The organism is Prosthecodimorpha staleyi, from assembly GCF_018729455.1.
GTDB lineage: Bacteria > Pseudomonadota > Alphaproteobacteria > Rhizobiales > Ancalomicrobiaceae > Prosthecodimorpha > Prosthecodimorpha staleyi.
In genome coordinates, this window is record NZ_JAHHZF010000016.1 from 25,345 (window position 1) to 43,572 (window position 18,228).

General features: G+C 69.3%; 16 protein-coding genes. 13 read left to right on the top strand and 3 right to left on the bottom strand.

Annotated elements, in window-relative coordinates:
• Positions 1-6: 6 nt before the first annotated feature.
• The 11 genes from KL771_RS25895 to KL771_RS25945 all read left to right on the top strand — a co-directional run bounded on the left by KL771_RS25895 (position 7) and on the right by KL771_RS25945 (position 14,199).
• Positions 7-975, top strand: coding sequence for an NAD(P)H-dependent flavin oxidoreductase (locus tag KL771_RS25895; RefSeq protein ID WP_261971406.1), 969 nt, complete (start codon positions 7-9; stop codon positions 973-975).
• A gap of 227 nt (positions 976-1,202) precedes the next feature.
• Positions 1,203-2,063 carry an ABC transporter ATP-binding protein gene (locus tag KL771_RS25900; protein WP_261971407.1) on the top strand — a complete coding sequence of 287 codons (861 nt, stop codon included), beginning with the start codon at positions 1,203-1,205 and terminating at the stop codon, positions 2,061-2,063.
• The gene (locus KL771_RS25905) at positions 2,060-3,991 is read left to right on the top strand and encodes an AMP-dependent synthetase/ligase (protein ID WP_261971408.1); all 1,932 of its coding nucleotides are present in this window, start codon (positions 2,060-2,062) and stop codon (positions 3,989-3,991) included. The genes KL771_RS25900 and KL771_RS25905 overlap by 4 nt, the downstream gene beginning before the upstream one ends.
• Positions 3,992-3,996: 5 nt before the next feature.
• Positions 3,997-4,884 carry a branched-chain amino acid ABC transporter permease gene (locus KL771_RS25910; protein WP_261971409.1) on the top strand — a complete coding sequence of 296 codons (888 nt, stop codon included), beginning with the start codon at positions 3,997-3,999 and terminating at the stop codon, positions 4,882-4,884.
• A 4-nt stretch (positions 4,885-4,888) separates the two neighbouring features.
• Entirely contained in the window at positions 4,889-5,962 is a 1,074-nt protein-coding gene (locus tag KL771_RS25915; protein ID WP_261971410.1) for a branched-chain amino acid ABC transporter permease, read from the top strand.
• Between the two features lie 38 nt (positions 5,963-6,000).
• Complete coding sequence (locus KL771_RS25920; protein WP_261971411.1) at positions 6,001-7,263, top strand: ABC transporter substrate-binding protein; 1,263 nt, start codon at positions 6,001-6,003, stop codon at positions 7,261-7,263.
• A 71-nt stretch (positions 7,264-7,334) separates the two neighbouring features.
• Positions 7,335-8,126 (top strand): ABC transporter ATP-binding protein, encoded by a 792-nt coding sequence (locus KL771_RS25925; protein WP_261971412.1) that lies wholly within the window; start codon positions 7,335-7,337, stop codon positions 8,124-8,126.
• A gap of 112 nt (positions 8,127-8,238) precedes the next feature.
• Complete coding sequence (locus KL771_RS25930) at positions 8,239-9,471, top strand: phenylacetate--CoA ligase family protein (RefSeq protein WP_261971413.1); 1,233 nt, start codon at positions 8,239-8,241, stop codon at positions 9,469-9,471.
• 29 nt (positions 9,472-9,500) lie between these two features.
• Positions 9,501-10,292 carry an enoyl-CoA hydratase/isomerase family protein gene (locus KL771_RS25935; protein ID WP_261971414.1) on the top strand — a complete coding sequence of 264 codons (792 nt, stop codon included), beginning with the start codon at positions 9,501-9,503 and terminating at the stop codon, positions 10,290-10,292.
• Between the two features lie 143 nt (positions 10,293-10,435).
• Positions 10,436-12,433: a trypsin-like serine protease gene (locus KL771_RS25940; protein ID WP_261971415.1), complete on the top strand. Its 1,998-nt coding sequence runs from the start codon at positions 10,436-10,438 to the stop codon at positions 12,431-12,433.
• A gap of 143 nt (positions 12,434-12,576) precedes the next feature.
• Entirely contained in the window at positions 12,577-14,199 is a 1,623-nt protein-coding gene (locus tag KL771_RS25945) for a GMC family oxidoreductase (RefSeq protein WP_261971416.1), read from the top strand.
• A gap of 12 nt (positions 14,200-14,211) precedes the next feature.
• Here the strand turns inward: KL771_RS25945 and KL771_RS25950 are convergent, their stop codons facing one another.
• The 3 genes from KL771_RS25950 to KL771_RS25960 all read right to left on the bottom strand — a co-directional run bounded on the left by KL771_RS25950 (position 14,212) and on the right by KL771_RS25960 (position 15,981).
• Positions 14,212-14,670 (bottom strand): carboxymuconolactone decarboxylase family protein, encoded by a 459-nt coding sequence (locus tag KL771_RS25950; protein WP_390867759.1) that lies wholly within the window; start codon positions 14,668-14,670, stop codon positions 14,212-14,214.
• Positions 14,558-15,001, bottom strand: coding sequence for a MerR family transcriptional regulator (locus KL771_RS25955; RefSeq protein ID WP_390867761.1), 444 nt, complete (start codon positions 14,999-15,001; stop codon positions 14,558-14,560). Before KL771_RS25955 ends, KL771_RS25950 begins: the two co-directional genes overlap by 113 nt.
• A 158-nt stretch (positions 15,002-15,159) precedes the next feature.
• Positions 15,160-15,981, bottom strand: a complete 822-nt coding sequence (locus KL771_RS25960; RefSeq protein ID WP_261971418.1) for an AraC family transcriptional regulator — start codon at positions 15,979-15,981, stop codon at positions 15,160-15,162.
• 128 nt (positions 15,982-16,109) lie between these two features.
• On the opposite strand from KL771_RS25960, the gene KL771_RS25965 reads away from it, so the two are divergent.
• Both KL771_RS25965 and KL771_RS25970 read left to right on the top strand, forming a co-directional pair.
• Entirely contained in the window at positions 16,110-17,066 is a 957-nt protein-coding gene (locus tag KL771_RS25965; RefSeq protein ID WP_261971419.1) for a dihydrodipicolinate synthase family protein, read from the top strand.
• Positions 17,057-17,998, top strand: coding sequence for a proline racemase family protein (locus KL771_RS25970; protein ID WP_261971420.1), 942 nt, complete (start codon positions 17,057-17,059; stop codon positions 17,996-17,998). The genes KL771_RS25965 and KL771_RS25970 overlap by 10 nt, the downstream gene beginning before the upstream one ends.
• Positions 17,999-18,228 lie beyond the last annotated feature (230 nt).

Consider the following 18,228-nt stretch of genomic DNA (forward strand, 5'->3'; position numbering starts at 1 on the left):
GCCGCGATGGCCATTCCGAATTCCCTTGCGGGCCGGCTCTCGGTGCCGGTCATCGCGTCGCCCATGTTCCTGATCTCCGGGCCGGATCTGGTCGTCGAATGCTGCCTCAACGGCGTCGTCGGCACCTTCCCGGCCCTCAACCAGCGCACGACCGAGGGCTTCGCGGCCTGGCTCGACCAGATCGCGGAGCGCCTCGCGCCGGCCGGGGCGGGTGCGGCGCCCTACGGCGTCAATCTCGTCGTCCACCGCAGCAATCCGCGGCTCGACCGCGATCTCGAGGTCGCGATCGCCCACAAGGTGCCGCTGATCATCACCTCGCTCGGGCTCAACCGGGATCTGATCAAGGCCGTGCAAGCCTATGGCGGCCTTGTCTTCCACGACGTGACCACGCTCGCCTTCGCCGAGAAGGCCGCCGCCGCCGGTGTCGATGGGCTGATCGCGGTAACGGCCGGGGCGGGCGGGCATGCCGGCCTGTTGAACCCGATCGCCGCGCTGGCCGAGATGCGCCGCATCTTCGACGGTACGCTGATCCTCGGCGGGGCCATGTCGAACGGCGCGCAGGTCGCCGCGGCGCGATTGATGGGGGCCGATCTCGCCTATCTGGGCACCCGCTTCATGGCGACCCGCGAAAGCCAGGCCCCTGCGGCGCTGCACGAGATGATGCTTGCCGGCCGCGCCTCCGACATCGTGCTGACGCCGGCCATCAGCGGCGTGCCGGGCAACTTCCTGCGCGCCAGCATCGCGGCGGCCGGTCGCGACCCGGACGACCTGACGAAGCCGGCGCAACTGGATTTCGGCACCGGCGAGGCCAAGGCCTGGCGCGACATCTGGGCCGCCGGGCAGGGGATCGGCGGCATCGACGACATCCCGCCGGCGGCGGAACTCTGCCGCCGCCTGGCGGCAGAGTATGAAGCGGCGCTGACCGGTGCGCCCGGTCTGTCCATGCGCAGCGCGCTACCGTCGATCGCCGGTTGAACGGTTGCCGGAAGGGTCGGTGGCATGATCACGGCTTACAATGTCGGCGTTGACAGTGCTGGCTGGGTGCTATTCATTCACAAGCAATACTAAGCGTCGACACGAACAAGAACGACGCGGGCTGGGAGGTTAGACTTGAGGTGGAGTGAGTTTCACTTCGCGTGGGGGCCGGTGCGCGTGGTCTTCCGCACGGTCGGCACGGCCGCCGAGCAGGGCGGGTCGCCGGCATGACCGGGGCCCCGACCGTCCCGTCACCCGCCATTCCGTCCGCGGCCGCGTCGCGCGCCGATCGGCCGGTCGTCCTCGGCTGCCAGGGCATCGAGCGCTCCTTCGGCGGTCTGCGTGCGCTGAAGGGCGTTTCGCTGGAGGTGCGCGAGGGCGAGATCCTCGGCCTGGTCGGCCCGAACGGGTCCGGCAAGACCACCATGGTCAATGTGGTCACCGGCTTCTATCCGCCCCAGGGCGGCAAGATTACGCTCTACGGTGACGACGTGACCGGCCTCGCCCCGCACAAGGTCGCGCAACGCCGCGTCGCCCGCACCTTCCAGAATCTCGCCCTGTTCAAAGGCATGAGCGTGCTCGACAACATCCTGATCGGGCGCCACGTCCACATGCGGCCGAGCGCGCTCGGGGCGCTGTTCTACTGGTGGTGGGCGGAGCGCGAGGAATTGGCGCATCGGCGCGTCGTCGAGGACGTGATCGAGTTCATGCAGCTGCAGGACATCCGCGACGAGCCCGTCGAGGTGATCCCGCTCGGCCTGCAGAAGCGTGTCGAACTGGCCCGTGCGCTGGTCTCCGAGCCGCGCTTCCTGATCCTGGACGAGCCGATGGCCGGCATGAACCAGGAGGAAAAGGAATATATCGCCCGCTTCATCCTCGATGCGCGCGAGGCCCGCGGCGTCACCATCCTGATCATCGAACACCACATGGACGTGGTCACCGCCATCTGCGACCATGTCGTGGTTCTCAGCTACGGGGAAATCATCGCGGAAGGGCCGCCCGCGCAGGCGATCGCCCATCCGAGCGTGGTCAGTGCCTATCTGGGCGAGCGCGCGGCCAAGCGCCAGCGCGGGGGAGCGGCGACATGACGGCGCCCCTCGTGCAGACCGGGCTCACCGCCGCGGCGGACCTGCCGCAGACCTTGATCGCCGCCCTGGTCCGAAACGCCACGGTCTATCGCGACCGCGTCGCTTTCCGCGAACGGCGCTACGGCATCTGGCAGGAGCAGACCTGGACCGAGGTTCTCGACGAGGTTCTGGCCATCGCGGCGGGACTGGAAACGCTCGGGCTGTCCGCCGGCAGCGCCATGACGGTGATCGGTGACAACCGACCCCGGCTCTACTATGCGATGCTGGCCGCCAACATGCTGCGCGCCTTCCCGTCGCCGGCCTTTCCGGATATCCCGCTCGAGGAACTGATCGCCGCCACCCGGCATGGCAACGCGATGATCGCCATCGGCGAGGACCAGGAACAGGTCGACAAGCTCCTGGAACTGCGTGCGGCCACCGGCCGCGCGGCCACCATCCTCTATGACGACGAGCGCGGCTTCGACACCTATGCGGCCGACGGGCTGATGTCGATCGAGGCGCTGGTTGGCCGCGGCCGCGAACGGCTCGCCCGCGAGCCCGGCTTGCGCGATCGCCTGATCGGCGCCGCCCGCCCCGACGACGTGACCGTGCTGCTGCATTCCTCCGGCACGACCGGCCTGCCCAAGGGCATCCCGCTGCTCCACCGCAATGTCACCCGGGGCGTCGCGAATGCCGCCCGCAGCGGCTATTTTTACCCGCACGAGGAGCTCTACGCCTATCTGCCGACCGCCTGGGTCGGGGATTTCGTCTTCACGCTCGGCGCCGGGCTGATGATGGCGGCGACCATCAACGTGCCCGAGCGCCAGGAGACGGTGTTGCGCGACCTGCGCGAGGTCTCGCCGACCTTCTATCTCGCCGCCCCGCGCGCCTGGGACCAGATGCTGACCCGCGTCCAGGTCGGCATGAAGAACTCGACCCCGTTCAAACGCTGGCTGTTCGACACCATCATGCCGCGCGCCATCGAACTGGAGCGCAAGCGCCTGGCCGGCGGCACGCCGACGCTGTCCGAACGGGTGGTCGACGCCATCGGCAACCTGCTGGTCTACGCCCCCTTGCGCGACTATCTCGGGCTCGCGCGGGCCGAGCGGGCCTTCACGGGCGGCGAGGCGCTCGGCGAGGACACCTTCCTGTTCTTCCGCGCGCTCGGCATCAAGCTGAAGCAGTTCTACGGCCAGACCGAAACCTGCGCGCTGACCGCGGCCCAGACCGAAGGCCACGTCAAGCTGCACACGGTCGGCCGGCCGATCGAGGGGGCGGAGATCCGCATCGACGACAGCGGCGAGATCCTGGTGCGCTCACCCTCGGTGATCCCCGGCTATTTCGACGACCCGGAGGCGACCGCCAAGGCGATCGAAGACGGCTGGCTGCATACCGGCGATGCCGGCCGCTTCGACGAAGACGGCGACCTGATCGTGCTCGGCCGCGTCAGCGAGGTCGTGCGTACCGCCGCGGGCGAGCGCTACATCCCGAACTTCATCGAGAACCGGCTGAAATTCAGCCCCTATATCCGCAACGTCGCGGTGCTCGGCGCCGGCCGCGACCTCTTGACCGCGATCGTCTGCATCGATTTCGACGCGGTCGGCCACTGGGCCGAAGAGCGCGCGCTGTCCTACACCTCCTATGCCGAGCTGTCGCAGCGGCCGGAGGTGCAGGGCCTCGTCGCCGAGGTCGTCCGGCACGTCAACAAGACCCAGCCCGAAGCCCTGCGCGTCCGCCGCTTCGTCAACCTGCACAAGGATTTCGATGCCGATGACGGCGAGATCACGCGCACCCGCAAGCTGCGCCGCAACATGATCGAGACCACCTATGCGCCGCTGATCGATGCACTCTATGGCGGGGCGGTCGAGACCGTCTACGAAGCGGCCATCACCTACGAGAATGGCGAGCGGGGCGTCATCCGGCGCACCCTCCGGATCGGCGAGGTCTGACGCCCATGGACTGGATGCTGATCGCCGAACTCGCCGTCAACGGGGTCTTCGTGGGGCTGATGTATGCCCTAGTCTCGCTCGGCATGGTGTTGATCTACAAGACGTCCGGCATCGCCAACCTGGCGCAGGGCGCCATCGCGATGACCGGCGGCTATGTCGCCTGGGTGCTGCTCGCCGGGCTCGGTGCGCCGGTCTGGCTGGCCATTCCCGGTGCGCTGGTCGGCATGTTCGGCTTCGGCATGCTGATCGAGCGCGTCGCATTGCGGCGGATGATCGGCCAGCCGGTGATCATGACCATCATGCTCACCCTCGGCATCGAGATCATGCTGCGCGGGCTGCTGCCGGGCGTGTTCGGCGCCTCGGTCAAGCGGCTCGACATCGGCATCCCGCAAGCGCCGCTGTTCGTCGCCGACCTCCTGATCAACCGCGCCACCCTGATCGGCGGCGGCATCTCGCTGGTGCTGATCGTCGCCTCGCTGATCTTCTTCAATTCGCGCTTCGGCGTCGTCATGCGGGCAGTCGCCGACGACCAGACCGCATCCTGGTCGGTCGGCATCCGGGTCGAGCGGGCGATCGCGGTCGCCTGGGGCCTCGGCGCGGTCGCCGCCACGGCGGCCGGCATCCTGTGGGGCTCGACGCAGGGCGTCGACTGGTCGCTCTCGCTCCTGCTCATCAAGGCGCTGGCGATCGCCATCCTGGGCGGGCTCGATTCCATCGGCGGCGTGCTGATCGCCGGCGTCATCGTCGGCGTCGCGGAGAGCCTCGCCACCGGTGTGGTCGACCCGCTGGTCGGCGGCGGCACGCGCGATATCGTTGCCGCCGTGATCATCCTGGCCACGCTGCTGTTCAAGCCGCACGGCCTGTTTGGCCGCGAACATATCGAAAGGGTGTAGCCCCGTGTTCTACAGACGCGCCGGCATCCGGCACACCCGCTATCAGGACGAACGCCAGCTGTTCCCGCTCGCCTTCGACCGCGGCCTGATCCTGACCGTCCTCGCAGTGCTTCTGGCTGCGCCGATCCTGTTCGACCGGCTGTGGCTGACCGGCTATCTGCTGCCCTGGCTGATCTGGACCTCGGCCGCGCTCGGCCTCAACCTGCTGATGGGCTGGGCCGGGCAGATCCATCTCGGCTACGGCGCCGTGATGGGGATCGGGGCCTATACCGGCGTGCATCTCGTGCGCTTCGGGGTGCCGCTCGAAATCGCCATGATCGCGGGCGGCATCATGAGCGCCGGCATCGGCACGGTGTTCGGCGCCGCCGCGCTCCGGATGAAGGGCATCTACCTGGCCATGGCGACGCTCGCCATGCAGTTCATCGTCGACTTCGTCATCTCGCACAATGCCGCGATCAGCGGCGGCACGCTCGCCACCCTGCAGGTGCCGTCGGTGCGCTTCCTCGGCGTGCCGCTGACCAGCGATTGGGCGACCTACTATTTCGCGCTCTTCGTCTGCTTCGTGATCACGCTCTTCATGCTCAACGTGAAGCGCACCAGTTTCGGGCGGGCGCTCGCCGCCCTGCGCGAGAAGGACTATGCGGCCCAGATCCTCGGCGTCTCGACCTTCCGCTACAAGCTGATGGCCTTCTGGGTCTCGTCCTTCATCGGCGGCGTGGTCGGGACGGTGCTGGCGGTCGCCTATCTGCGCGCCGTCTCGCCCGACCAGTTCCACCTGGAGCTCTCGATCCAGATCCTCGCGATGATCATCGTCGGCGGCCTCGGCAGCGTGCTCGGCCCCTTCTTCGGCACGGCGCTGATCCTGTTTGCCCCGATCGTCCTCAACAACATGCTCGGCAGCGTGGCTGCGACCTTCGGGCTCGACCTGCCGATCGACATGCGCGCCCACCTGCCGCTGCTCGCCTACGGCCTGCTGGTGATCGGCTTCCTGCTCTACGAGCCGCTCGGCCTCGCCAAGCTCTACGCCAACTTCCGCAACTACATGCTCGTCTGGCCGTTCCGCCACGCCCAGCGGTGACGGCCCCCCAACAGAACAAGGGCTAGGAGGAAACACTCATGTCGATCGATCGTCGGAGTTTCATCGCCGGCACGGCCGCCGTCGCGGCCCAGTTCGGCTTCGCGTCCCGGGTCTATGCCGAGGACAAGATCGTGCGCTTCACCATCGCGCAGGATTTCACCCGCATCTACACCTTCGTCACGTCCGAATACAATCAGGGCCAGCGCGACTACTTCGCCCTCGTCAACGAGCGCGGCGGGGTCGGTGGCTACAAGATCGTCGCCGACGTGACCGATCACGCCAACGACCTGCCGCGCGCCATCGAGGCCTATGAGCGCGGCAAGCGCGAGGGCGCGGTGCTGATCGATCCGCTCTCCACCCCGGTCGCCCGCGCCCTGGTGCCGCGCGCGCTCGAAGACAAGATCAACATGATCACCGCCTATTCGGGCCGCAGCGACGCCGCCGACGGCACCGCCTTCCCGTATGTTCTGCCGCTGTCGATCAACTACTGGACCCAGGCCGGCCTGATCATCGAGAATTTCAAGAAGACCGAGAAGGGCAGCCTGAAGGGCAAGAAGATCGTCTTCGTCCATATCGACACGCCCTTCGGCAAGGAGCCGCTGTCGATCCTGCAGGTGCTCGCGCAGAAGGAAGGCTTCGAGCTTCTGACCTTCCCCTATACCCCGCCGGGCAACGACCAGTCGGCGATCTGGCCGCAGGTGCGCCGCGCCCGTCCGGACTTCGTGATCTTCTGGGGCGCCGGCGTCGGCCAGACTGTGGCGCTGACCGAGGCGATCCGCAACGGCCTGCCGATGGACCGGGTCTCGTCGAGCGTCTGGCTGTCGGAATCCGACATGGATGTGGTCGGCCGCGATGCCGCCAAGGGCGTGATGAAGGTCGAGCCCTGCGTCGGCGGCCGCGAACCGAAGATCATCAAGGACATCCTGGCCGAGGTGGTCGGCAAGGGGAAGGGCGCCGGGCCGGAGGCCAAGGTCGGCACCGCCTACTACAATTACGGCGTCCAGATGGGTGCGCTGATGGTCGAGGGCGTCCGCCTCGCCGCCGCCAAGGCGCCGAACGGCCCCGTCACCGGTCCGTGGCTCAATGACGGCCTGCGCTCGATCACCAACTTCACCGCCGAGGGCCTGCTGCCGCCGACGACGGTGACCCGCGAGGACCACCAGGGCGGCGGCATGGGCCGAATCTCGCGTTGGGACGGGGCGAAGTTCGTGCCCGTCACCGACTGGTTCTCGGCCAACCAGGATGTGGTCTGGGGCGAGATCAAGAAGAACTCCGAGACCTTCAAGACGACCGGCAAGTGACCCGGATCGACACAACGGAACCCGGCCGCGCGCAGCGCGGTCGGGGCGCTTCTCGGGGTTAGGTCGGAACCATGGCGCTCCTGTCGCTGAACAATATCGAAGTCGCCTACGACCAGGTCTTCCTTGCCGTGCGGGGCGTCTCGATCGAGGTGCCGGAGCGCGGCCTGGTCGCGCTGCTCGGGGCCAACGGCGCCGGCAAGAGCACGGTGCTGAAATCGATCTCCGGTCTCCTCAAGCCGGAGCGCGGTGCCGTCAATCGTGGCGAGATCGCCTTCGACGGCCGCTCGATCCTGGCGATCGATCCGCCCGACCGGGTCCGGCTCGGCATCGTCCATGTGCTCGAGGGGCGGCGCGTCTTCGGCCATCTGACGCCCAAGGAGAACCTGATCGCCGCGGCGACCATGCATCGCGACCGCGGCCATGTCGCGGCCCTGATCGACCGCATGTTCCAGACCTTCCCGCGGCTGGCCGAGCGCGCCAAGGCCAAGGCCGGCTATCTCTCCGGTGGCGAGCAGCAGATGCTGGCGATCGCCCGTGCGCTGATGACCGAGCCGCGCCTCCTGATGCTCGACGAGCCGAGCCTCGGCCTGGCGCCGTTCCTGGTCGACGAGATCTTCGACATCATCCGCGCGATCAACGAGCGCGACGGCGTCGCGGTGCTGCTGGTCGAGCAGAACGCCACCGCCGCCCTGGAGATCGCCCATTCCGGCTATCTGATCGAGAACGGCCGCATCCTGATGGGCGGCACCGCGGAGGTGCTGCGCAGCAATCCGGACGTGGCCGACGCCTATCTGGGCGGCCACCAGAAGGTCGACTATCACGCGGTCAAGCATTACCGCCGGCGCAAGCGCTGGCTGGCCTGAGAGGATGTGAAGGAATGCCCGAAAGGTGCGGACGTGGGCGAAGAATACCCATGATATCGAAGGGCATTCTTTCGCATCCTCGATCCCTTCATAAACTCTGAGGGTCCGATCCATGGCGAAATTCCACGACCGCCGCGAGACGCAGGCGCCGGCCCGACGCGAGGCGGACCTGATGGCCCGGCTGCCCGCCGTGGTCGCCGCCGCCCGGGCACTGCCGGCCTGGCGGCGTCTCCTCGCCAAGGTCGACCCGGCGACGGTGGTCGATCGCGCGGCGCTGGCCCGGCTGCCGGTGTTCCGCAAGTCCGATCTGCCCGCCCTCCAGCGCTCGGGCCTGCCCTTCGGCGGCGCCATCCCGGGCCGGCCGGGCGACTACCGCCGGCTGATGATGTCGCCGGGCCCGATCTTCGAGCCGGAGGCCCATGACGAGGATCCCTGGCGGGTCGCTCGCGCCCTGACCGCCGCCGGGATCGGCCGGCGCGGGGTGATGCTGAACACCTTCTCCTACCACCTGACCCCGGGCGCCTGGTGCTTCGACGCCGGCGCGCGGGCGGTCGGCTGCGCGGTCATTCCGGCGGGCCCCGGCAATATCGACGCCCAGCTCGACCTGATCGAGGCCTACCGGCCGGATGCCTATGCGGGCGTGCCGGACTTCCTCAAGCTGATCCTCGATGCCGGCCGCGACCGGGGCCGCAACGTCGGCTCGATCCGCCGCGCCATCGTCTCCGGCGCGGCCTTTCCGCCCTCGCTGCAGGCGGAGTTCCGCGCGCGCGGCATCGACGCCTATCAGCTCTACGCGACCGCCGAATGCGGCGCGATCGCCTATGAGACGCCGGCCCGCGAGGGGCTGGTCGTCAACGAGGACATCATCCTGGAGATCCTGCGCCCCGGCACCGGCGATCCGGTCGCGGAGGGCGAGGTCGGCGAGGTGGCGGTCACCATCCTCGATCCGAAGAAGCCGCTGCTGCGCTTCGCGCTCGGCGATCTCTCCGCCATCCTGCCCGGCCGCTCGCCCTGCGGGCGCAGCAATGCGCGCATCCGCGGCTGGCTCGGCCGGGCCGACCAGGCCGCCAAGGTCAAGGGCATGTTCGTCCGGCCCGAGCAGGTCGCCGCCGTGCTGGCGCGGCACACCGAGGTCGGCCGCGCACGGCTGGTCGTCGCCCGGGCCGGGGAGGCGGATGTGATGACGCTCCAGGCGGAATGCGCGGCACCCGGACCGGGCCTTTCGGACGCCTTGGCGGCGACGGTCAGGTCGGTCATGAAACTCAGAGCGGCGATCGAACTGGTGCCGCCGGGCAGCCTGCCCAACGACGGCAAGGTCATCGAGGATAGGCGTCCGGTCGGCTGATCGGGATGGCGGGACCGGGAGGGACGGATATGGAGCGCAGGCAGGAAGACGTCGTATTGGTATCGCGACGCGGCTCGACGGCGATCGTGACGATGAACCGGCCGGGCGTGCTGAACGTGCTCGACGAGGCCATGGCGGACGGTCTCGTGGCGGCCTTCTCGACGCTGGCCGCGGACGACACCGTGCGGGTCGTGATCCTGGCCGGGGCCGGACGTTCCTTCATGGCCGGCGGCGATCTTGCCCGCTTTCATGCCGATCTCGAAGGCGCGCCCGGGACGGCGGCCGGTCTGATCGACAAGTTCCACCGGCTGATGCGGATCATGAAGGACATGCGCGCGGTCGTCATCGCGGCCGTGCACGGGCCGGTCGCCGGCGGCGGGGTCGGGCTCGCCTTCGCGTGCGATCTGGTCGTCGCCGCGGAAGGGACGACCTTCCTGTCGGCCTATACCAAACTCGGCACCAGCCCGGACGGCGGCACGACCTGGTCGCTGACCCGTCTAATGGGACCGCGGCGGGCGCTGGAATTCGTGCTCTTCAACCAGCCGCTGCCGACCGACAAGGCGCTCGAATGGGGCATGGTCAACCGGGTCGTGCCGAAGGATGATCTGATGGCTGCGGTGGACGGGCTCGCCGACCGGCTGGTCGCCTCGGCGACCGGGGCGACCGCATCGGTCAAGCGGCTGATCCAGTCGGCCACGCAGGCGAGCTTCGACGAGCAGCTCGACCGCGAAAAGGCCTCCTTCGTCGCGGCCGCCGGCACGGCGGATTTCCGTGAAGGCATCTCGGCCTTCTTCGAGAAGCGGCAGCCGTTCTTCTCCTGATCGGAGGCCTTGCCGGCGTGCCGGGGCGCCCTTCCCATCGGATTGGGGACGGCTTCCTTGCCCGGCCCGCCGGGATGCGGTTTCATTCCTGACAGCCGGCGGGGCCCCCGCCGAACGAATCCCGGCGGTCAGGATTTCTCATCATGCAGACGGACGATCTCGGGCCGAAGCGCCCGTTGGCAGCGGTGTTCAATGTCGGAACCATCCTGACCGCGGCGCTGCTGGTCTCGATCGCTTCGGCCGAAAGGCCGGCGCGGGCGGCCGGCCCTCAGGGAACAGCGAGCGCTGCGGCCGGCGCCGACAAGCGACCGGCCAAGCCGGTGCGCGGCGAGAAGGCCGGCAAGCCCGGCAAGCCCGGCAAGGCCGGTCAACCGTCCGCCGCCGAGACGAAGCCGGCCCCGGTTCCCGCCGCGGATCGCAGCGGCGAAGTGATCGCGCCGCCGAAGGGTCCGGCCGACGCCACGGCGCCCGCCGCCTCGAAAGCCGACACCAAAACACCCGACACCAAGACACCCGAAGCGAAACCGGCTGCGGCCGGCGTCGCGGCACCGACAACCGAGACCAAGGGCGGTCCGGACACCAAGGCCACGACGGAGACGAAAGCCCCCGCCGATGGCAAGTCCGGCGTGTTGCCGGCCGCCGGGTCCGCAGCGGGCGTGGCGGCGGGAGCAGCCGCGGGGGCGGCTGCGGCGCCGGCGGCGCCGCCGGAGGCCGGGAAGCCGGTCACCGGCGGGCCCGATCCGCAGCCGGGAGAGAAGCGCGAACTGGTCGCCGAAAGCGCCGAGCCATCGCTCGACGAGCTTGCCAAGTCGGTCGAACTGGGCGGCCGGGTGATCGGCGGCGCGCCGGCCAAGCCCGGGCAATGGCCCGGCATGGTCGCCATCATGATGACCAAGCCGGACAAGAAGCCGTCGCTGTTCTGCGGTGGTACGCTGATCGACGCCGAATGGGTGCTGACCGCGGCCCATTGCGTTGTGCCGATGACCAAGGCCGCCGGCAAGGCGACCTTCACGGTGCGCGAGGGCACCGCCGACCTCGATACCGCGCCGGCCGGCGATATCGAGATCGCCGCGATGGTCGCGCATGCCGACTATTCGACGACGACCTTCGCCAACGACATCGCCCTTCTGAAGCTTGCCCGACCGGCCAAGTCGGCCCGCCAGACCCTGGTCCGCGGCAGCGAGGTCCCGGGCCTCGTCAAGGACGACGCCAAGGCCACCCTGATCGGCTTCGGCCGCACCAGCGGCGACGGCAGCACGTCGCAATCCCTGCTGCAGCTCGATGTCGGCCTGATCGGTGAACCCAAGTGCCGGGAGGCGCTCGGCGAGCGCATTTCCGGTGCCACGGTCTGCGCTGCGCGGCCGAAGGGATTCGGAGCCTGCAACGGCGACAGCGGCGGCCCGCTCTTCGCCCTCGATGCGCGCAGCCGCTTCGTCCAGGTCGGCGTCGTCAGCTACGGCCCCAAGGGCTGCACCGACAAGCTGCCGGACGTCTATGCATCCGTCGGCCATTTCGAGGCCTGGATCAAGGAGCGCGTGCCCGCCGCCGCGTTCGCGCCGCTGCCTGAGGCGGCGAAGCCCGCGATGGCGGCCGTCGATCAGGCGCTGGTGCCGCTGACGGCCGGTGCCGCTGCGGCGGCGCCGAGCACCGTTGCCCAGGTCCGGCTGCAGATCATTCAGGGCGATCGGCTCAAGGTCGGCAGTTTCGCCGATCTGCGCATCCTGTCCTCGACATCCGGCCGCCTCGTCGTTTTCAGCCAGGGACCCGACGGACAGGCCCACCAGATCTATCCCTCCAAGGGCATGCCGAGCGGGCGCGCGGAAGGGTCGCCCGCCACGATCGAGGCCGGACGCTCGATCTCCATCCCGTCGGCCAAGGCGCGCCAGCAGGGCTACCGCTACAAGATCCTGCCTCCGGCCGGTCCGAACAGGTTGATCGCCGTCGTGGTCCCCGAGCGCGCCAAGGCCGACGACCTGATCGTCCGTCATGCCGACGGTGACCCGATTCCGGACTTCGACCGCTTCGTCGCCGAACTGATCCAGCGCGAGGTGGCGAGCCGGGCGGAGAGCGACGTGAAGGACCTGATCGTCGCCCCGCTCGACCGCGGAACCGCGACCCTCGACTACGAGATCGTCGAGTAGGGCCGGGCGCGGCCGGGCACGGCCACCGTCATTGTCGACGGCGCTCCCCTGGAACCGGGCCTCATTCCGGATTGCCGAGGGGTGCGACGGCATGGCACATGTCTCCGATCCGCCCGCGAGAGGCGGGGAGGAGATGGCCGGGAATGACAAGTATCGATGGGGACTACGATTATATCGTCGTCGGCGCCGGCTCGGCCGGCTGCGTGCTGGCGAACCGGCTGTCGGCGGATGCCTCCAAGCGCGTCCTGGTGCTCGAGGGCGGCGGCTGGGACAACTGGATCTGGTTCCACATTCCCGTCGGCTATCTGTTCGCGATCGGCAATCCGCGCTCGGACTGGATGTTCGAGACCGAGAAGGAGCCGGGCCTGAACGGCCGCGCCCTGCGCTATCCGCGCGGCAAGGTGATCGGCGGCTGCTCGGCCATCAACGCCATGATCTCGATGCGCGGCCAGGCGGCGGACTACGACCACTGGCGCCAGCTCGGCCTCGCCGGCTGGGGCTGGGACGATGTGGCCCCGGTCTTCCGCCGCCTCGACGACCATTTCATGGGCGACAGCGAACATCACGGCACCGGTGGCGAATGGCGCGTCGAGCCGCCGCGCCTGCGCTGGGACGTGCTCGACGCGGTCGCCAACGCGGCCGCCGAGATGGGCGTGCCGCGCACGCGCGACTTCAACACCGGAGACAACGAGGGCGTCGGCTATTTCCACGTCAACCAGAAGCGCGGCCTGCGCTGGTCGACCGCGCGCGCCTTCCTGAAGCCGGTCCTGAAGCGACCGAACCTGCGCCTTCTGACCTCGGTTCTGGTCGAACAGGTGCTGGTCGAACAGGGCCGGGCGGTCGGCGTCCGGTTCCGGCAGGGCGGCGAGACGAAGACGGTGCGCTGCCGCGGCGAGGTGATTCTCTCGGCCGGCTCGCTCGGCTCCGCGCAGATCCTGCAATTGTCCGGCATCGGCCGACCCGACTGGCTGGCCGAACACGGCATCGAGACCCGGGTCGAACGGATCGGCGTCGGCGGCAACCTGCAGGACCACCTGCAGCAGCGGGCGATCTACAAGGTCACCGGCGTCAAGACGCTCAACGAGACCTACCATTCGCTGATCGGCCGCGCCCTGATGGGGCTCGAATTCGCCGCCTTCCAGAGCGGCCCGCTGACCATGGCGCCGTCTCAACTCGGCATCTTCACCCGCTCCAACCCGTCCGCTGAGCGGGCCGACATCGAGTTCCACATCCAGCCGCTGTCGCTGGAGAAGTTCGGCGATCCGCTGCACCGCTTCCCGGCCATCACGGTCTCGGCCTGCAACCTGCGCCCGACCTCGCGCGGCAGCGTGCGCCTGCGCTCGGCCGACCCGGCCGCCAAGCCGGTAATCGCGCCGAACTATCTGGCCACCGAGGCCGATCGCCTGGTCGCCGCCGATGCCATCCGGGTCACCCGCCGGCTGATGAAGCGGCCCGCCGTCGCCCGCTTCCGGCCCGAGGAATATCTCCCCGGACCGTCCGTCGGCGACGACGATGCGGCCCTCGCCAAGGCGGCCGGCGATATCGGCACGACCATCTTCCACCCGGTCGGCACGGCCAAGATGGGCCTGCCGAGCGATCCGACGGCGGTCGTCGACGAGCGCCTGCGCGTCTATGGCGTGGCCGGGCTCAGGGTGATCGACGCCTCGGTGATGCCGACCATCACGTCGGGCAACACCAACACGCCGACCATCATGATCGCCGACAAGGGCGCCGCCATGGTGATCGAGGATGCGCGCGGGCGCTGAGCGGAGCGCGCGTTAGCCTTCGCCCCGCGCCGTGCGCCGGGCGAACACCGCCTTGGCGGCGAAGAGGCCGTTGAGGGCCGCCGGGAAGCCGGCATACACGGCCATCTGCATCAGCACCTCGACGATCTCGGCCCGGCTCAGGCCGACATTGAGGCCGGCTTCGATATGGACCTCCAATTGCGGAGCGGCGTTGCCGAGGGCAGCCAGGGCCGCGATGGTGGCGATCTCGCGTTCGCGCAGGCCGAGGCCGGGGCGGGAATAGATGTCGCCGAACGGGAACTCGAACACATAGGTGGCGAAGTCCGGCGCGATGTCGGCGAGCGCGGCGATCACCGCCGTGCCGGCATTGCCGTCGATTTCAGCCAGCGCGCGCCGACCGCGTTCGAGCCGGCTTTCGGCTCCCGACGGAATGGGACCGGCCGGAAGCGGGGCGACCGGGGTGGAGGCGTTCGGGATGGAGGGATGCAGCATGGTTGTCGATCCTCGTCTCGGCGTCGGCATAGCCGGCGATTTTGCTGTCGAGGACGATCAGGCAGGCCTGCCATTCGGCGACGCGGGCGCGCACGGTCTCCCGGTGGGCTTCTAGCAGGCGCTGCCGCTCGGAACCCGTGTCCGGCCCGGCTCCCCGCAAGGCCGCGTAGCGCAGCATCTCGCGGATCGGCATGCCGGTGGTCTTCAGCCGGGCGAGGAACTCGATCCAGTTCAGGATCGAGGCGTCGTAGTCGCGCTGGCGGGAGCCGTCCCGGTCGGCATAGGGCAGGAGCCCGATCCGCTCGTAGTAGCGGATCGTGTGCGCCGACAATCCCGAACGCCGGGCCAGTTCACCGATCTTCATGAAAGTCTGCCTTTCGTCTCGACGCCCGGGACGCTACGGGTTCGAGCGCGCTCGAAGTCAAGGAGCATTCTTGGCGATTTCGCTCGCGCCGCAGGACCGCATCGCCGACCGTTGGATCGCATCGCTCACGGCCCCCGGGTGCCGGCATGGTGGCGCTGGTACTGTGCCGGCGTGATGCCGACCGATTTGCGGAACTGGCGCGTGAAGGCGGCCTGGTCGGCGTAGCCGCAGTCGAGTGCGACGCTGACGATCGGCGCATCGGTGTGGCGCAGGCGGCTGCAGGCACGCTCGATTCGCGCCCGGATCAGATACTGGCGCACCGAGACCCCGAACAGGCTGCGCATGCGCGCGTCGAGCTGGTGGGCGGTCAGGCCGGCGCGGGCCGCCAGGTCGTCGATGCGCAGCGGCCGATCCAGTTCGGCCTCGATATGATCGATCACCCGCGCGAGATTGCCCATGTCGCGGCCTGCGCCGCCGATCGACTGCAGATCGCGCGAGATGCCGGTCAGCCCGATCACGGCATGGTCATCGCCGACGATCGGTTCCTTCCAGGTCAGGCACCAGTCCTCGCTGCCGCCGGGATACAGATGCAGTTCGAGCTTGCCGTGGATAGGCTGCCGGTCGGCGATCACGCGCCGGTCCTGCTCGGCGATGCGCCGGCCGAGGATGCCGGGAAAGACCTCCGCGGCCGTCAGCCCGATCAGCTCATCCTTGCGGGCGCGGCCGGTGCGCGCGGCGAGCGTCCGGTTGACGGTGACGTAGCGGCCGAGAGCGTCCTTCACGAAGAAAACCGTGTCGGTGATCGCGTCGAACAGGTCCTCGCAGACGAAGGAATGGCCGAGCCGCTTCAGGAGGGGCGACGGATCGCCGGCGGAGCCGCCCGAAGCGGGGACGCCCGGAGCTAGGCCTTCGGGGGCGGGGAGGGGCTTGGTCTGGGGCCGCTGCACGCTTGTGCCGATTCCGGATTGTGCGGCCCGGGTTCGGACAAGACCGCCTGCCGTTGATGCTGGCACGATCGCGGCCATCGAGACAAGCGCGGCGGCCCCGGACGGACTGCCGCGGCATGGAGGGACACATGTCGGCCACCATCTTCCGCGGCACGATGCCGGCCTTGATGACGCCCGTGACGGCGGATCGCGAACCCGATTTCGACGCCCTGGTGCGCAAGGGCCGGGAGCTGGTCAGGGCCGGCATGTCGGCCGTGGTCTATTGCGGCTCGATGGGTGACTGGCCGCTCCTGACCGACGAACAGCGCATGACCGGCGTCGAACGCCTCGTCGCCGCCGGCCTGCCGGTGGTCGTCGGCACGGGCGCGCAGAACCCGAAGCGGGCGGCCGCGCTCGCCGCCCATGCCCGCGCGGTCGGTGCGCAGGGCCTGATGCTGATCCCGCGCGTTCTGTCGCGCGGCGCCTCGATGGCGGCGCAGCGCGCCCATTTCGATGAAGTGCTGGCGGCCGGCGAGGGCCTGCCGTCGGTCATCTACAACAGCCCCTATTACGGCTTCGAGACCCGCGCCGACCTGTTCTTCGAACTGCGCGCGCGCCATCCGCACCTGATCGGCTTCAAGGAATTCGGTGGCGCCGCGTCGCTGCGCTACGCGGCCGAGCACATCACCGGCCGCGATCCGGACGTGATGCTGCTGGTCGGCGTCGACACCCAGGTGGTGCACGGCTTCGTCAATTGCGGCGCGGTCGGTGCCATCACGGGTATCGGCAACGTGCTGCCGCGCGAGGTGCTGCAGCTGGTCGCCCTGTGTCAGCAGGCGGCGGCGGGCGATGCCACCGCGCGCCGGCTGGCCGGCGAACTCGATCAGGCGCTCGGCGTGCTGTCGTCCTTCGACGAGGGCGTCGATCTGGTGCTCTATTACAAGTATCTGATGGTGCTCGAAGGCAATCCGGAATATGCGCTGCACGTCAATTCGAGCGACGCACTCAGCGCCAGCCAGCGGCGCTATGCCGAGACCCAGCTGAAGCTGTTCAAGGCCTGGTATCAGTCCTGGTCCGGCGCCGCGGAGCTTGCCCGATGCGCGTGATCGATTCGCACACCGAGGGCGAGCCGACCCGCCTGATCGTCGACGGCGGCCCGCCGCTCGGCACCGGCCCGCTCGCGCTCCGGCGCGAGCGCTTCGCCCGGGACTTCGACGACTATCGCCGCTTCGCCGTCAACGAGCCGCGCGGCAGCGATGCGGTGGTCGGGGCGCTGCTGTGCGAGCCCGAGGATCCGACCGCGGCCGCCGGGCTGATCTTCTTCAACAACACCGGCTATCTCGGCATGTGCGGCCACGCCACCATCGGGGCGGCCGTGACGCTCGCCCGGATGGGACGCATCGGCCCCGGCCGGCATCTGTTTGAAACGCCGGTCGGCCCGGTGACGGTCCTGCTCGACGGTCCGAACGCGGTCACGATCGAGAATGTGCCGAGCTTCCGGCACCGTGCCGGGGTGGCGATCGAGGTCGACGGACTCGGGACGGTGGTCGGTGATGTCGCCTGGGGCGGCAACTGGTTCTTCCTGGCCGAGGCCTCGCCTTTGCCGCTCGAGATGGCCCACATTCCCGGGCTGATCCGCGCCGCCGAGGCGGTCGCGCGCGCGCTCGCTGCCGCCGGGATCACCGGCACGGACGGCGCGGCCGTCGATCATGTCGAGTTCTTCGGCCCGCCCGCCGGTGCCGATGCGCACAGCCGCAACTTCGTGCTCTGTCCCGGCGGCGCCTATGACCGGTCGCCCTGCGGCACCGGCACCAGCGCCAAGCTCGCCTGCCTCGCCGCCGGCGGCAAGCTCGCGCCGGGCGTCGACTGGGTCCAGGAAAGCATCGTCGGCAGCCGCTTCACCGCGCGCTACCGCCTGGACGAGGCCGGCCGCGTCATCCCGAGCATCACCGGCCGCGCCTATGTGGTCGCCGAGGCGACGCTGCTGCGCGACCCGGGCGACCCCTTCGCCAATGGCATCGTACCGCTGGCGGCGTGAGAATCTGTCCCGGGTGCTATGGCGGCTCCGCTGGTCGGGGCGCCCGGGCCTCGACGATACCGGGCCTGCCGGAAATCCGGCAGGCAGGTCGTTCTTTCTGATGCCGCAACGGCGGGAACGACCGGACCGCATCAGTTCGAACCGGACCGATCCTTGAGGTACCCGCCGGGGGCATCCCCGTCGGTCATCGTCCGCCCTTTCCGGTCAGGGGAGGCCGGCACCGTGAACCG

Excerpts from the sequence above, each read along its gene's own strand:
- KL771_RS25965 (WP_261971419.1), top strand. The coding sequence starts at position 16,110 with ATGTCGGCCACCATCTTCCGCGGCACGATGCCGGCCTTGATGACGCCC.
- KL771_RS25950 (WP_390867759.1), bottom strand. The coding sequence starts at position 14,670 with ATGCTGCATCCCTCCATCCCGAACGCCTCCACCCCGGTCGCCCCGCTT.
- KL771_RS25940 (WP_261971415.1), top strand. The coding sequence starts at position 10,436 with ATGCAGACGGACGATCTCGGGCCGAAGCGCCCGTTGGCAGCGGTGTTC.
- KL771_RS25910 (WP_261971409.1), top strand. The coding sequence starts at position 3,997 with ATGGACTGGATGCTGATCGCCGAACTCGCCGTCAACGGGGTCTTCGTG.
- KL771_RS25935 (WP_261971414.1), top strand. The coding sequence starts at position 9,501 with ATGGAGCGCAGGCAGGAAGACGTCGTATTGGTATCGCGACGCGGCTCG.
- KL771_RS25945 (WP_261971416.1), top strand. The coding sequence starts at position 12,577 with ATGACAAGTATCGATGGGGACTACGATTATATCGTCGTCGGCGCCGGC.
- KL771_RS25970 (WP_261971420.1), top strand. The coding sequence starts at position 17,057 with ATGCGCGTGATCGATTCGCACACCGAGGGCGAGCCGACCCGCCTGATC.
- KL771_RS25930 (WP_261971413.1), top strand. The coding sequence starts at position 8,239 with ATGGCGAAATTCCACGACCGCCGCGAGACGCAGGCGCCGGCCCGACGC.
- KL771_RS25920 (WP_261971411.1), top strand. The coding sequence starts at position 6,001 with ATGTCGATCGATCGTCGGAGTTTCATCGCCGGCACGGCCGCCGTCGCG.
- KL771_RS25895 (WP_261971406.1), top strand. The coding sequence starts at position 7 with ATGGCCATTCCGAATTCCCTTGCGGGCCGGCTCTCGGTGCCGGTCATC.
- KL771_RS25905 (WP_261971408.1), top strand. The coding sequence starts at position 2,060 with ATGACGGCGCCCCTCGTGCAGACCGGGCTCACCGCCGCGGCGGACCTG.
- KL771_RS25925 (WP_261971412.1), top strand. The coding sequence starts at position 7,335 with ATGGCGCTCCTGTCGCTGAACAATATCGAAGTCGCCTACGACCAGGTC.
- KL771_RS25900 (WP_261971407.1), top strand. The coding sequence starts at position 1,203 with ATGACCGGGGCCCCGACCGTCCCGTCACCCGCCATTCCGTCCGCGGCC.